This window comes from Micromonospora sp. NPDC047521 (assembly GCF_055587305.1).
On the sequence record NZ_JBVJGN010000011.1, the window covers coordinates 194,247 to 208,605 of the forward strand.

At 69.9% G+C, this 14,359-nt stretch carries 8 protein-coding genes; 6 read left to right on the forward strand and 2 right to left on the reverse strand.

Annotation, left to right across the window (positions count from 1 at the left end; all coding sequences use genetic code 11):
• Positions 1–83 precede the first annotated feature (83 nt).
• The 3 genes from ACZ6N8_RS23705 (at position 84) to ACZ6N8_RS23715 (ending at position 2,536) form a co-directional block, all read left to right on the forward strand.
• On the forward strand, positions 84–1,742 hold the full coding sequence (locus ACZ6N8_RS23705) for a sodium:solute symporter family protein (RefSeq protein ID WP_364373768.1): 1,659 nt from the start codon (positions 84–86) through the stop codon (positions 1,740–1,742).
• A 15-nt stretch (positions 1,743–1,757) separates the two neighbouring features.
• The gene (locus ACZ6N8_RS23710) at positions 1,758–2,066 is read left to right on the forward strand and encodes a hypothetical protein (RefSeq protein ID WP_354822689.1); all 309 of its coding nucleotides are present in this window, start codon (positions 1,758–1,760) and stop codon (positions 2,064–2,066) included.
• A gap of 83 nt (positions 2,067–2,149) precedes the next feature.
• Positions 2,150–2,536, forward strand: a complete 387-nt coding sequence (locus ACZ6N8_RS23715; RefSeq protein WP_364373771.1) for a hypothetical protein — start codon at positions 2,150–2,152, stop codon at positions 2,534–2,536.
• A gap of 123 nt (positions 2,537–2,659) precedes the next feature.
• Here ACZ6N8_RS23715 and ACZ6N8_RS23720 read toward each other — a convergent pair whose 3' ends face one another.
• A complete protein-coding gene (locus ACZ6N8_RS23720) occupies positions 2,660–4,450 on the reverse strand; it encodes a glycoside hydrolase family 6 protein (RefSeq protein ID WP_466012739.1) in 1,791 nt (596 codons plus the stop codon).
• Positions 4,451–4,982: 532 nt separating this feature from the next.
• Here ACZ6N8_RS23720 and ACZ6N8_RS23725 point away from each other — a divergent pair.
• Entirely contained in the window at positions 4,983–6,119 is a 1,137-nt protein-coding gene (locus ACZ6N8_RS23725) for a hypothetical protein (protein ID WP_466012740.1), read from the forward strand.
• A 1-nt stretch (position 6,120) separates the two neighbouring features.
• Positions 6,121–6,825 (forward strand): class F sortase, encoded by a 705-nt coding sequence (locus tag ACZ6N8_RS23730; RefSeq protein ID WP_466012741.1) that lies wholly within the window; start codon positions 6,121–6,123, stop codon positions 6,823–6,825.
• A 70-nt stretch (positions 6,826–6,895) separates the two neighbouring features.
• Here the strand turns inward: ACZ6N8_RS23730 and ACZ6N8_RS23735 are convergent, their stop codons facing one another.
• A complete protein-coding gene (locus ACZ6N8_RS23735) occupies positions 6,896–11,977 on the reverse strand; it encodes an NAD-glutamate dehydrogenase (protein WP_466012742.1) in 5,082 nt (1,693 codons plus the stop codon).
• Between the two features lie 289 nt (positions 11,978–12,266).
• Here ACZ6N8_RS23735 and ACZ6N8_RS23740 point away from each other — a divergent pair, with 289 nt between their 5' ends.
• Entirely contained in the window at positions 12,267–14,234 is a 1,968-nt protein-coding gene (locus ACZ6N8_RS23740; protein WP_466012743.1) for a penicillin-binding transpeptidase domain-containing protein, read from the forward strand.
• The last annotated feature ends 125 nt before the right edge of the window (positions 14,235–14,359 follow it).

The following is a 14,359-nucleotide window of genomic DNA, read 5'->3' on the forward strand; positions in this document are numbered from 1 at the left end:
GCGTGCAGGCGTGAGACAGCGCGAACTGGGTAATAGGGCGCGCGCGCTAAACCGGTGACATCGTCGGGACGAGGGGTGACGGGATGGACGGCGGCGGTCTTCGGCTCAACATGAACGGGTTGGACTACCTGATCCTGGCGCTGTACTTCGTCACCGTCCTCGGAGTGGGCTTCGCGGCCCGCCGGGCGATCCGGACGAGCGTCGACTTCTTCCTCTCCGGCCGGTCCCTGCCGGCCTGGGTGACAGGTCTCGCCTTCGTCTCGGCGAACCTGGGCGCGCTGGAGATCATCGGCATGGCCGCGAACGGCGCCCAGTACGGCGTGATGACCGTCCACTACTACTGGATCGGCGCGGTGCCGGCCATGGTGTTCCTGGGCATCGTGATGATGCCCTTCTACTACGGCTCCAAGGTCCGCAGCGTCCCGGAGTACCTGCGGCTGCGGTTCAACCGCCCCACGCACCTGCTCAACGCGCTCAGCTTCGCCGTCGCCCAGGTCCTGATCGCCGGTGTGAACCTGTACGCGCTGGCGCTGGTGATGCAGGCGCTGCTCGGCTGGCCGCTCTGGACGGCGATCGTGGTCGGCGCGGCGATCGTGCTGGCGTACATCACCATCGGTGGCCTGTCCGGGGCGATCTACAACGAGGTGCTCCAGTTCTTCGTCATCCTGGCCGGCCTCATCCCGGTCACCGTGATCGGCCTGGTCAAGGTCGGCGGGGTGAGCGGCCTCATGGACGCCGTACGCGACTCCAAGCTCGGCGAGGCGGGCCTGCACGCCTGGCAGGACACCGGCAGCACCGCCAACCCGCTTGGCGCGCAGTGGATCGGCATCGTCTTCGGCCTCGGCTTCGTGCTGTCGTTCGGCTACTGGACGACGAACTTCGCCGAGGTGCAGCGGGCGCTGTCGGCGAAGAACATGAGCGCCGCCCGGCGTACGCCGATCATCGCCGCGTACCCGAAGCTGTTCATCCCGCTGGTCACGGTGATCCCCGGCCTGGTGGCCCTGGTGACGGTCAAGGGTCTGGGCGCGGAGAGCGGCGACCTGCAGTACAACAACGCGATCCCGCTGCTGATGCGCGACCTGCTCCCCAACGGTGTGCTCGGGGTGGCGGTCACCGGTCTGCTCGCCTCGTTCATGGCCGGCATGGCCGCCAACGTGAGCGGCTTCAACACGGTCTTCACCTACGACATCTGGCAGGCGTACATCCGTCGTGACCGGTCGGACGAGTACTACCTGCGGATCGGCCGGTGGGCGACGGTCGCGGCCGTGGTGATCGGCATCGGCACCGCGTTCATCGCGGCCGGATTCAGCAACATCATGAACTACATCCAGGCGCTCTTCTCCGTCTTCAACGCGCCGCTGTTCGCCACGTTCATCATCGGCATGTTCTGGAAGCGGATGACCGCCCTGGCCGGCTTCTGGTCGCTGCTGCTGGGCACCCTCGTGTCGCTGAGCCTCTACCTGCTCTACAAGGGCGGCGTCGTCGACTTCAACTCCGACCTGGAGGAGAGCTTCTGGGGCGCCGGTCTCGCGTTCGTCACGGCGGTGGTGGTCGCCGCGATCATCACCCCGCTCACCGCCCCCAAGCGCGACGAGGAACTGCGCGGGCTGGTGTACGGCATGGGAGGCATCGACCTGAAGGGCGACGTGCTCGCCGGGGACGCCGCCTGGTACCGCTCCCCCGTTCTGCTCGGCCTGGTCGCTGTCGCGCTGGCCGCCCTCTTCTACATCCCGGTCTTCTAGGAAAGGAGTCGGCAGATGAGCAACGACGGCCAGCCGGCGCAGGACCCGCTTATCGACGAGACGCAGGCGGAGCAGCGCCGCTCCGCCGCCGCCCGGCTGTTCGACATCCGCCGGGTGATCGGTGGGCTCTTCGTGGCGTACGGGGTCATCGTGACGTTGATCGGCGTCTTCGACAGCCGGGCCGAGATCGACAAGGCCCAGGGGGTACGGATCAACCTGTGGGCGGGGTTGACGATGCTCGCCTTCGGGCTGCTCATGCTGCTCTGGCAGTGGCTGCGCCCGGCGGAGCCGCCGGCCCCCAACGAGCGGGAACCGGGCAGCTGACCGTCCGCCTCGCGCGCATGGCCGTGGCCGCACCGGGTAGCCGAGGGGGATAACGCACCGCGCCGGACACAGGAGGCGACACCATGACCGATCGCGACGGCCGACGGCCGCTGGAGGAGAGCCCGGAGATGGCCGCGGCGGTGGACGACGACAGCACCGTCCCGCAGTTGAGCGGTGGCGGCGGGCCGGACCGGGACACACCGTCCTTCGCCGAGCCCCGCAACCGGCCGGAGGATCTCGCACCGGACACCGACGACCTGATCGGCGACCCGTACGCCGCCGGGACCGGTGCGACCGGAACGGGCACCGGGGCCGGTGGCGACAACATCCGTACCGGCGCCGAGCAGCAGTGGGAGCCGGAGGACCTGGTGATGGCCCGCGGGCAGGACCTCACCCCGGAGAACCTGGACAAGGCCCGCCGCGACCTGGCCGAGCAGGGCCGGGCGGCGATCGAACGCACGGTGCCCTGACCGGGACGTGACAAGGGGGGTCCCCGACCCGACCTGTGACGGTCGGACCGGGGACCCCGGGGAACCTGCCGCCGGCAGTGCCTCACCTACTGCCGGCGGCGGGTTGGTGTGAAGGCGATCCGGTCAGAGGGCCGGGTACGCGTTGCGCATGAGCTCCTGGAACTGGGCCGAGAACCACGCACCGGAGATCGGCGCGTTCGGCAGAGCACCGGTCGGGTTGTTGCCGTTGCGGGCGTTGCCGCCGTACGTCGGGTCGCACATCCGGTCGAAGCCCTTGCCCTCGTTGTTCGGGATCTCCGAGCTGGAGCCGTCCGACTCACCCGGGGGCTTCACCCAGACGTAGGCGTCGATGCCCGTCGCCGGGTTGGCCCGGGGCCGCTCACCGAGACCGGCACCAGCCTGGTTGCACCAGTTGCCGGCGTGGGCCCGGCGGTCGATCCGGCCACCGTTGACGTAGGTGTCCACGCTCGTCGTCGCACCCGGGCCGGTGGGCCGGGCGGAGCCGCCCCAGCCGTTGCGGGAGGTGTCGATCAGCATGCCGATGTTGGAGTTGAAGCCGACCGAGACCAGCTTGTCGCGGAACGCCTGGGCGAAGGACAGCTCGTCGACGTAGAAGTTCCAGTCGACCCACTTGGACTGCCGCACCGTCTGGCCGTTCACGCTGTCGGTGACCTTGAAGTACGGCTCCGTGAGCGCCGAGTAGTTGGCGGTGTTGGTGATGAAGCCGTGCACGTTGTTGACGGTGCTGCCGGAGGCGACCGCGGCGGTCTTCAGGATGTCGGCGGTCGGGCCGAAGTTGCTGTCCCAACCGAGCCAGCCGTGGTGCCCGGCGTCGATGTAGTTGTAGACGTTGCCGATCGCGCCCAGCTTGGCGAGGGCGTAGCCGACGCCGTTCACGTACGCGCCGTTGGCCTTGACCGTGTCACACATGACAGTGCCGCCGGCCTGACCGGACGTGTTGGTCACCAGGTTGGGCAGCGAGTCGATCTCGATGACGTTGATGATCCGGATGTTCCGGTACTTCGAGTCGCTCTGGATCGCGGCGATCGGGTCGATGTATTCGGCCTTGTAGCGGGGCAGCTCGTCCGGGCCCAGCTCGCCGTTGGAGGCGAGAGCCGAGCAGTCCCGGCCGGGCAGGTTGTAGATCACGAACTGGATGTATCCGGCACCCTGACGCAGCGCCTCGTCGAGGTGGTCACGCACCCCGAACGCGCCGTTGGAGCTGCTGTTCGGCGTGCCGTTGATGGCGGCGATCCGGTCCAGCCAGACGGCTGTGGGGTTGTTGGAGACCCGGCTTCCGCCCGGCTCGGCGTCCGCCTTGGCCTTCCACTCCGGGTTCACGTAGCCGCGCACTCCGGCGTACGGGTTGTCCACCTTCGTGCCGGGGGGCGGGGTGGTGGGCGGCGGAGTGGTGGGCGGCGGGGTGGTCGGGGGTGGGGTGGTCGGCGGGGGCGTCGTCGGCGGCGGGGTGGTCGGCGGCGTGGTGCCACCGTTGCAGGCCACGCCGTTCAGGGTGAACGAGGTGGGCTTGGGGTTGCTGCCGCTCCACGCGCCGTTGAAGCCGATGCTCGTCGACGCGCCGGTGGCGAGGCTGCCGTTGTAGGACAGGCTCCGCGCGGTGACCTGGCTGCCGGACTGGGTGAACTCGGCCGACCAGCCCTGCTGCACCCGCTGGCTGGAGTTGGGGAACGTCCAACCGAGCGACCAGCCGTTGAGCGGGTCGCCGAGGTTCTTGATTGTGATGTTCGCGGTGAAGCCGCCTTGCCAGTCGTTCGACGAGTAGGCGATGTCGCACTGCGTGGCGGCCTGCGCCGCCGTGACGGGAATCGTCACCAGCCCGCCGGCGACCAGGGCACCCGCGCCGGCGAGCGCGAGGGCCCGGCGTGGGCCGGACAGCCTTCTCCACACATTCATGCCACTGATCTCCTTGGGCGAGACCGGGCCCGCGTACGGCCCGGCGGGACGGCACGGTGGGCGTCCTGCACGGACGGCCGCCGACGCCAACGGGATTTTTCGGGGGTGCCCGACCCGGACGGGCGTTTGGTGGTGGGTGATCGAACGGCACGCGGCCGGACGGTCGGCGGCAGAGCGTCGTCCGGCGGACCGGATGCCCTCGACGGTGACTGCCTGTGCGGTGTGGCTCCCCGAACCGCGTGCGCCGATTCTTGCATGGGAGCGCTTCCATGGCAATGGCTCGATGCGTCGAGGCGGGGGAACTGGACGATACCTCCGAGCGGCCCCGTGTGGCACGAGCAGGCCGGGGTCGGCGCTACCGGGCCGCAGCGGTACGGCGAGCCGTGAAAGCCGCGTACCACCCCTTCACCTCTTACCAGCAGTAAAGGTCAAAACGCGAATCTTTCCCTTCATAGGTCATGAAACGGTCTAACGTCGGTCTTAGCTCGGTTGTCGCCGGGCTCAGGACAACAGGGATGGAGTGACGCAGGTCATGGCTAAGAAGATGCTCGGGAAGGTCGTTGCGGGCGCCGCGCTCGGCGGCGCCTCGCTCCTGGTGTTCACGCCGGGAATCGCGTTCGCGGACGGGCACCACGACGGTGGCAAGGACCGTGACGGCAAGGTCTACGCCAAGCCGCACGTCGTCAAGGCTGGCGAAGAGGTCAAGCTCCTCGAGATCTGCCCGGATCGGCAGGAGCACGCGTACGTGTGGTCCAAGGTCACCGGCAAGGTCAAGCTCAAGCCGGCGCGCGACGACCGGGGTGAGGACCGCGGCGAGTGGCGCGAGGAGGAGAACTCCTCGGGCCACGACGACAAGGGCAAGGACGAACACGGCAAGGACGACAAGGGCAAGGACGAGCACGGCAAGGACGACAAGGGCAAGGACCACGAGGGCAAGGACGACAAGGGCAAGGACGAGAACGGCAAGGGCGAGAACGGCGAGGACAAGCCGCAGCCGCCCGCCGACGGCGCCCAGCCTGGTGGTCAGGGCGGCGGCGCTGCCGCCGACGCCTACGGCGACGAGGACAGCAAGGACTGGAAGGGCGAGGAGCACGGCCAGGACGCCGAGGACAGCCGCGGCGACAAGGGCCACGAGGACAAGAAGGACTGGGACTCGAAGGGCTCCGACAAGTACGGCTCGGACGAGCGCGACTCGGACAAGGGCGGCTCGGACAAGGGCTGGGAGAACAAGGGCCACGACGAGTACGGCTCGGACGAGCGCGGCTCCGACGAGTACGGCTCGGACAAGGGCTGGGAGAACAAGGGCCACGACGAGTACGGCTCGGACGAGTACGGCTCCGACAAGGGCTGGGAGAACAAGGGCCACGACGAGTACGGCTCGGACGAGCGCGACTCCGACAAGGGCTGGGAGCGCGAGCGGGAGTTCGTCTACTACGGCGAGGCCAAGGTCGACCGTGACGCGAAGCCGGGTCGCTACGAGCTCAAGGGCTCGTGCGGCGAGGGCGAGCTGGTCGTGCTGCCGCACGGCGGGGTCGACGGCGGTGACGGCGGCGTCAGCACCGGCACCGACCGTGGCCTGGCCACCGGTGGGGCGAGCCTGCTCGGCGCTGCCGCGCTGGGCGGGATCGTGCTGATGCGTCGTCGGCGGACCGATGGTTCGCTCGTCTGACGTGACGACGACACGGGCCGGCGGCCGTCACGGGAGACCGTGGCGTGCCGCCGGCGCGGCCGTCGTCGTCACCGCCGCCATGATCGGGGCCGGCATGATCGGCGCGGCCCTGAAGAACACTCCCGCTCCCCGCCCACCACAGCCGCAGTCCCAGGTCGGCCCCGAGGTCACCGGACCGGCGGCCACCGACACCGACGTACCGCCGTTCGACGATGCGCCCGCCGGCCAGGGGGACGCCATCCCCGCACTGGCGCGTTCCGCCCCGACGAGCATCGAGATCCCCCGGATCGGCGTCAACGCGACGATCATGTCGCTGGGCACCAACCCGGACGGCACCGTCCAGGTCCCCCCGTTGGAGCAGGCCGACCAGGCCGGCTGGTACGAGCCGGGGGCGAGCCCAGGCGAGACAGGCAACGCGGTGATCGTCGGGCACGTGGACTCGGCGAAGCTCGGCCCGGCCGTCTTCTTCGACCTGGGCGCCCTCACCCCCGGCGACACGATCACCGTTCGGCGGGCCGACGGCCAGCCGGCCACCTTCCAGGTCGACTCGGTGAAGTCGTACCCGAAGACGGCCTTCCCCACCGAGCTGGTGTACGGGCCGAACGACAGGCCCGGCCTGCGGGTGGTCACCTGCGGCGGCCAGTTCGACGAGGCCGTCCGGAGCTACCCGGACAACGTGGTCGTCTTCGCCACCCTGGTGGCGTGAGCCGCCGCAACGAACGCGGTCCGGCCGGTCGGGGTGACCCGACCGGCCGGACCGTGTGCGGCGTACCGGATCAGGCCGCGGCGGAGGTCCGCACCAGGGTGCGGATCTGGCGCAGCAGCACGGACAGTGCGGCGAGGTCGGCCCGCGACTCGTCGAACTCCCCCATCGCCCGTTGGGCGCGGTGGATCGAGGTGGCGTTCGACTGCTCCCACTGCTGCACCCGCTCGTGCGGCGGCAGATCCTCCGGGGTCGAGTCGAGCACCTCGGCGGTGAGCGCGGCAAGCGCGGCGTACAGGTCGTAGCGCAGCGCCATCCGGGCCAGGGTCTGCCAGCGGTCCTCCCGCGGCAGCAGGGAGATCTTCGACAGCAGCGAGTCCACCCGGAACAGGTCGGAGAGCACGAAGTAGACCGAGGCCACCTCGCCGACGTCCCGACCGCTGCGGGTGGCCGTCTCCACCACGTCGAGCAGGCCGAAGCTGTACATCAGCCGGGTCGCGCGTTCGGCCAGCTCGCGGGGCAGCCCACGCTCGCTCATCGAGTCGATGTGCGCCGCGATGGCCTGCCGCTCGCCGCCGTAGAACAGCTCCTCCAGCCCCGGCAGCAACCGGGCCACCCCGTCGCGCAGGCGAGCGATCTCGGCCGGCACGTCGATGGGTGAACGCCTGTTGGTGACCAGCCACCGCACCGCACGGTCCAGCAGTCGACGGGTGTCCAGATAGACGCTTGTCTGCAGCTCCGGCGAGACCTTGTTGTCCAGGGCCTCGACGGCGTCCCAGACGTCCCGCAGCCCGAACACCTCGCGGACCACCACGTACGCCCGGATCACGTCTGCCGCGCTTGCCGCGGTCTCCTCGACGACCCGGAACACGAACGAGATGCCGCCCCTGTTGATCGCCTCGTTGACCAGCACCGTGGTGACGATGTCCCGGCGCAGCCGGTGCCGGCCCATCCGGTCGGCGAACCGTTCGCGCATCGGCGTCGGGAAGTAGTTGACCAGCACCTCGGTCGTCCACTCCTCGTCGGCCAACCCGTCGGTGAGGATCTCCCGTTCCAGGACGATCTTCACGTACGCGAGCAGCACCGCGAACTCCGGCGCGGTCAGGCCGGACTCACTACGGACCGCCAGCTCCTCGTCCGGCGGCAGCGCCTCCAGCGAGCGGTCCAACGCGCCGGAACGTTCCAGCTCGTTGATCATGCGGCGGTGCACCGGCAGCAGCGAGGCGGCCTGGGCCTGGGCGTTGTTGATCGCCCGCGCCTGGTCGTAGTTGTCCCGCAACACCAACTCGGCGACCTCGTCGGTCATCTGCGCGAGCAACTCGTCCCGCTCGGCGGTGGTCAACTCACCGTCGGCCACCGCGGTGTTCAGCAGGATCTTGATGTTCACCTCGTGGTCGGAGGTGTCCACACCCGCTGCGTTGTCGATGAAGTCGGTGTAGATCCGGCCACCTGTCAACGCGTACTCGATCCGGCCGAGCTGGGTCCAGCCCAGGTTGCCGCCCTCGCCCGCCACCCGGCAGCGCAGGCTGCGCCCGTCCACCCGGATCGCGTCGTTGGACTTGTCGCCCACCTCGGCGTTTGTCTGGCTGGACGCCTTGACGTAGGTGCCGATGCCGCCGTTCCAGAACAGGTCGACAGGGGCGGTGACGATCGCCTTCATCAGCTCCTGCGGCGAGAGCTGCGTGACGTCGTCGTCCAGGCCGATCGCCGCCCGGACCTGCGGCGTGATCGGGATGGACTTCGCGGTACGCGGGAAGATGCCGCCCCCGGCCGAGATCAGCTCCGGGTTGTAGTCCTCCCAGGAGGAACGGGGCATGTCGAACAGCCGCCGCCGCTCCGCGTACGAGGTGGCCGCGTCCGGCTCCGGGTCGAGGAAGATGTGCCGGTGGTCGAACGCGGCCACCAGGCGGATGTGCTCGGACAGCAGCATCCCGTTACCGAACACGTCACCTGACATGTCACCGACGCCGACCACAGTGAAGTCCTCGGTCTGGGTGTCCAGACCCAGCTCCCGGAAGTGCCGCTTCACCGACTCCCAGGCGCCCCGGGCGGTGATGCCCATCTTCTTGTGGTCGTACCCGGCCGAACCGCCGGAGGCGAACGCGTCGCCCATCCAGAAGTTGTGGTTCTTGGAGATCTCGTTGGCGATGTCGGAGAACGTCGCGGTGCCCTTGTCCGCCGCCACCACCAGGTACGGATCGTCGCCGTCGTGCCGCACCACGTCCTCGGGCGGCACGATCTGCCCGCTGACGATGTTGTCGGTGACGTCGAGCATCGCGCCGACGAACTCCTGGTAGCAGGCGACGGCCTCGTCCCGGTCGCCCGGCTTCTGCTTCAACACGAAGCCGCCCTTGGCACCCACCGGCACGATCACCGTGTTCTTCACCATCTGCGCCTTGACCAGGCCCAGCACCTCGGTCCGGAAGTCCTCCCGACGGTCGGACCAGCGCAACCCGCCCCGGGCCACCGGCCCGAACCGCAGGTGCACACCCTCGAACCGGGGCGAGTACACGAAGATCTCGAACTTCGGTCGCGGCGCCGGCAGGTCCGGAATGGCCTGCGGGTCGAGCTTGAACGCCACGTACGCCTTCGGTCGCCCGTCGGAGCGCCGCTGGTAGAAGCTGGTCCGCAGGGTCGCCTCGATCAGCGTCAGGTACGAGCGCAGGATCCGGTCCTGGTCGAGGCTTGCCACGTCGTCCAGCGCGGTCCGGATCGTCTCCACCAGCTCGCCGCTGCGCTGCTGACGCTCCTCGGCGCTCATCTCGCCCGGCGCGAACCGGGTCTCGAACAGCTCCACCAGCAGACCGGCGACCTTCGGGTACGCGATGAAGGTCTGTTCCATGTAGTCCTGCGAGAAGACGGTGCCGGCCTGCCGCAGGTACTTCGCGTACGCCCGCAGCACCACCACCTGCCGCCAGGTCAGGCCGCCGCGCAGCACCAGCTCGTTGAACCGGTCCACCTCGGCCTCGCCACGCCACGCCGCCGCGAACGCGTTCTCCACGTGCGGGCGCACCTCGGACAGCTCCTGGTGACCCTCGGGCAGCATCAGGCCGAAGTCGTACAGGTAGACCCGGCCGTCGATGCGGTCCACCTCGTACGGGTGCTCGTCGACCACCCGGACACCCAGCGAGTGCAGCACCGGCAGCACGGCGGACAGCATCATCGGCTCGCCGTACCGGTAGACCTTGAACCGGACGTTCATCGTCTCGGCCAGGTCCGTGCCGGGCGTCCGCGTGCCCGGCCGGGGCGCGAGCTGCTTGCGGAACAGGTGCATCTCCAGCTGGCCGGGCTCCTCCAGCAGCTCCAGCTTCGCCAGGTCCTTCATCGCCTCGTACGGCGTGTGCCCGTCCTTGTAGCCCTCCGGGAACGCGTCGGCATACCTGGCGAACAGGTGTTTGGCCTGCTCGTCGCCGAGCTTGCGCTCCAACACCAGCCGGTAGTCGTCGTCCCAGAGCCGGGTGGCGTCGGCCAACTCCTCGGCCAGCAGGTCGGCGTCGATGTCGCCGGGCGGCCGGGTGGGGTCGGTACGGACGATGAAGTGGATCCGGGCGAGCATCGACTCGGTGACCCGGGTCGTGTAGTCCACCCCGACGCCGTTCAGCTCGCGCAGCAGGATGTCCTGCATGCGCAGCCGGTTCTGCGTGGTGAACCGGTCCCGGGGCAGGTAGATGAGGCAGGAGATGAACCGCCCGTACGCGTCGCGGCGCAGGAACACCCGCAGCTGCCGGCGGCCCGCCATGCGCAGCACGCCGATCACCGCGTGGTACAGGTCGTCGGTCTTGATCTGGAACAGCTCGTCGCGCGGGTACGTCTCCAGGATCTGGATCAGATCCTTGCCGGAGTGGCTGCGCTGGCTGAGGCCGGAGCGGTCCAGCACCTCGGCCACCTTGCGGCGCACCACCGGAAGCTCGCGGACGCTGGTGCGGTACGCGGCGGTGGAGAACAGGCCCAGGAAGCGCCGTTCGCCGATCACCTCGCCGACCTCGTTGAAGATCTTGAAGCCGATGTAGTCCAGGTACGCCGAGCGGTGCACGGTGGCCCGCGAGTTGGCCTTGGTGATGATGAGCAGGCGCTTCTCCAGCACCTTCTCGTGCGCCTCCGGCGTCATCGAGGACAGCGACCGGGCCTCCGGCGAGTCGGAGCGCAGGATGCCCAGACCGGTGCCGAGCACCGCCTCCAGCGCCTTGCCGTCGACCGGGTCCGCGGCGTTCCCGCCCGGAGCGTCCACCAGCCGGTACTCGCGGTAGCCGAGGAAGGTGAAGTGGTCGTGGGCGAGCCACCGCAGCAGCTCAACCGAGTCCGTGATGTCCTTCTCCGGCACCGGTGGGCGGTTCTCCGAGGTGCGGGCCGAGGCCAGCTCGTCGGCGAGGGCGAGGGCGCGCTGGCGCATCTTCGGCCAGTCCTCCACCGCCTCGCGCACGTCGGTGAGCACCCGTTGCAACTCACGGCGCAGCCGGTCCCGCTCGGCCGCGTCGCGGACCGGGTCGATCTCGATCCGCATCCAGCTCTCGATGATGTCGCCGGCGATCGCGTCGTCCGGCTCCACGTCGGCGGAGACCTCGGTGAGCCGGCCCAGCGGCTCGCGGCGGACCACCACCAGCGGGTGCACCAGCAGGTGCACGTCCAGGTGGTACGAGTTGAGCAGCGCGGTCACGGAGTCGACCAGGAACGGCATGTCGTCAGTGACGATCTCGACGACCGTGTGGTGCTGGTCCGCGTGCGGCTCGTGGATCCGCAGCTTCAGCTCGCCGGGCACCCGCTGCTGGGCGAGGTCCCGGTGCGCCCGGGCCGCGTCGAGCATCTCCTCCGCCGTGAAGCCGACCAGCTCCTCGTCCGGGGCGAACCGCCAGAAACGACCCACCAGGGTCGCCGCGTCGTGGTCGTCCCCGGCGAGCGCGACAGCCTGGGCCACCAGGCGCTCCGCGTTCGGTACCGGCTCGTCGAGTTCGGCGTCCTCCACGTCGTCGGCCAACGCCTCGGTCGGCAGGCCCAGATCGTAGATGGTGTCGATGCTCGACCCGGTGAGGCCGGTGACGCCCGTGTCGAGTCGGCCGTAGCCGTCCCCGTCGGTCGCGGAATCAAAGCTGTCGTCGTCCCGGCCGGAGTCATCCTGCCGGAGGTCGGGTTCCGGTTTGATCGCCGGACGCCGGTCCATCGGTGCCACTCCCCTCGACCCACCGCGTTGTGGGTCACTCTGCCGCCCAGCCTAGGCCTGCCGGATTGCGCGTTCGTCGGCGGACCACTGGCCGGACGTCCGGATCGGGACTTTGTCCTTTCACCCGTTGCGGGTCCGAGGTTGGCCGGTTGGCGGATACCCCGCCACGCGATGTTCATCACAGCGGCGCGGTCCGTCTTTCCGCACGTAGGCCCACTTCAGGGGACGTTGGGGACAGCGTTCTCGTACTACCGTGCAGGGCAGCCCGAGATCGGAAGGACCTCGCGTCATGCTCCTGTCGTACCCCCGAGCCCACCCACCGAACCCCGCCCGCAGGCGGGTGGCCGCCGCCACGGCGGCGCTGCTCACCGCCGGCGTCCTGGTCGCCTGCTCCGGCGACGACGGGCCGCAGCGCACCGTCGACGCCTTCCTCGCCGGCTGGCGCAGCGGCGACCTCCAGGCGGTCGGACTGGTCGACCCCACCGGCAACAAGGTTCCGGCGGGCGACGTGAGCCGCGAGATCAAGGAACTCTCCGGTGAACTGGCGGGCACCCCTCCCAAACTGACCCGCCGCGGCGACCCGAAGATCACCAAGGACATCGCGACCGCGACGGTGCAGGTGGAGTGGACCCTGCCCGGTCAGACCCGCTGGGCGTACGACCGGGAGGTGCGGCTCGCCCAGGGCGACGACGACCAGTGGCAGGTGATCTGGGAGCCCCGTGTCGTCCACGAGCGGCTCACCACAGGTGACCGGCTGGGGTTGCGCCGGGAGGCCAGCCCTCGGGCCGGCGTGCTGGACGCCGCCGGGCAGCCGATCGTCGCCCCCCGCCCGGTGGTCCGGGTGGGTGTGCAGCCCGACGGGGTCGCCGACATCAAGAAACTGGTCAAGGACCTCGACGGCGCCTTCAAGGCGATCCGTCCGGCGCTGGTCCCGGCTGTCGACCTGGCCGACCTGCCGGAGCGGGTGGCCAAGGCCGAGCCGGGCGACTTCGTCGAGGTGGTGACCCTCCGCGAGGAGGCGTACCGCCAGATCAAGCCCCGGATCTACGACCTGCCCGGCACCAAGTTCGTCTCCGACAAGCTCGACCTGGCGCCGACCCGGGAGTTCGCCCGCGCGCTGCTCGGCTCGGTCGACCCGGCGCAGGCCGACGACCTGGCCGCGCACCCCGACCGGTACGTGGTCGGTGACCTGGTCGGACATGGCGGGTTGCAGGGCCGGTACGACGAGCGGCTGCGCGGCAACCCCGGGCTGACAGTGGTGGTCGAGCGTCCCGCCGAGGGCGGCAAGCTGGAGCCCACCGGCACCGAGTTGTTCCGCCGCGAACCCCAGGTCGGGCAGGCGCTCAAGACGACACTGGACGTGGCCGCCCAGAACGCCGCCGACTCGGCGCTGCGTCCCGAGGCGCGCCGGGCCTCGCTGGTGGCGGTACGGATCAGCGACGGCTCCGTGCTCGCCGTGGCGAACGGACCTGGGCCGGCCGGCGAGAACCTGGCCTTCAACGCCCAGGTGCCGCCCGGTTCCACATTCAAGATGGTCAGCGCGCTCGGCCTGCTGGACCGGGGCGCGGTCACCCTCGACGGGCCGGTGGACTGCAAGAAGACAGTCACCGTCGACGGCCGGTCCTTCAAGAACTCGGACAACTTCGAGTTGGGCTCGGTGCCGTTCCGCACCGATTTCGCCAAGTCCTGCAACACCGCGTTCGCCACGCTGGCCCCGAAGTTGGGCGGCGACGGGCTCGCCGCCGCCGGCCGTACGCTGGGCCTGGAGGGTCAGTGGGACATCGGCGTCGACGCCTTCACCGGAAAGGTGTCGACGGGTGGGAGCCCCGCCGAGCAGGCCGCCGCCTCGTTCGGGCAGGGCACCACACTCGTCAGTCCGCTGGCCATGGCCGGTGCCACCGCGGCCGTCGCGCGCGGCCGGTTCGAGCAGCCGCAACTTCTTGTGGACCCCGCGCCGGCCAAGCCGGCCCCGGCCGGCGAACAGCTCAAGCCGGAGTCCGTCTCGGCGCTGCGCACCATGATGCGCGAGGTGGTGACCACCGGCACCGGCACCGCGCTCAGGGACGTGCCGGGCGGCGAGGTGTACGGCAAGACCGGCACCGCCGAGTACGACAACAACCCGGCCCACACGCACGCCTGGTTCGTGGGCTGGCGGGGTGATGTCGCGTTCGCCGTCTTCGTGGAGAAGGGCGGCGCCAGCACCGCCTCAGCCGTCCCGATCGCCGAGCGCTTCCTCCGCGCCCTCCCCACCCCCTGACCACCCGTCCCACCCCGCCCCAGCCCGCCCCGCCCTTCCCCGCCTTTGCATCGGTGATCAAGAGGTTCGCGTCAGGATCTGGCCCGAATCTGACGCGAACCTCTTGATCACCCCGGGCTCGGGGG

Coding starts and splice junctions, on each gene's coding strand:
- ACZ6N8_RS23735 (WP_466012742.1), bottom strand. CDS start 11,977: ATGGACCGGCGTCCGGCGATCAAACCGGAACCCGACCTCCGGCAGGAT.
- ACZ6N8_RS23715 (WP_364373771.1), top strand. CDS start 2,150: ATGACCGATCGCGACGGCCGACGGCCGCTGGAGGAGAGCCCGGAGATG.
- ACZ6N8_RS23710 (WP_354822689.1), top strand. CDS start 1,758: ATGAGCAACGACGGCCAGCCGGCGCAGGACCCGCTTATCGACGAGACG.
- ACZ6N8_RS23740 (WP_466012743.1), top strand. CDS start 12,267: ATGCTCCTGTCGTACCCCCGAGCCCACCCACCGAACCCCGCCCGCAGG.
- ACZ6N8_RS23725 (WP_466012740.1), top strand. CDS start 4,983: ATGGCTAAGAAGATGCTCGGGAAGGTCGTTGCGGGCGCCGCGCTCGGC.
- ACZ6N8_RS23705 (WP_364373768.1), top strand. CDS start 84: ATGGACGGCGGCGGTCTTCGGCTCAACATGAACGGGTTGGACTACCTG.
- ACZ6N8_RS23720 (WP_466012739.1), bottom strand. CDS start 4,450: ATGAATGTGTGGAGAAGGCTGTCCGGCCCACGCCGGGCCCTCGCGCTC.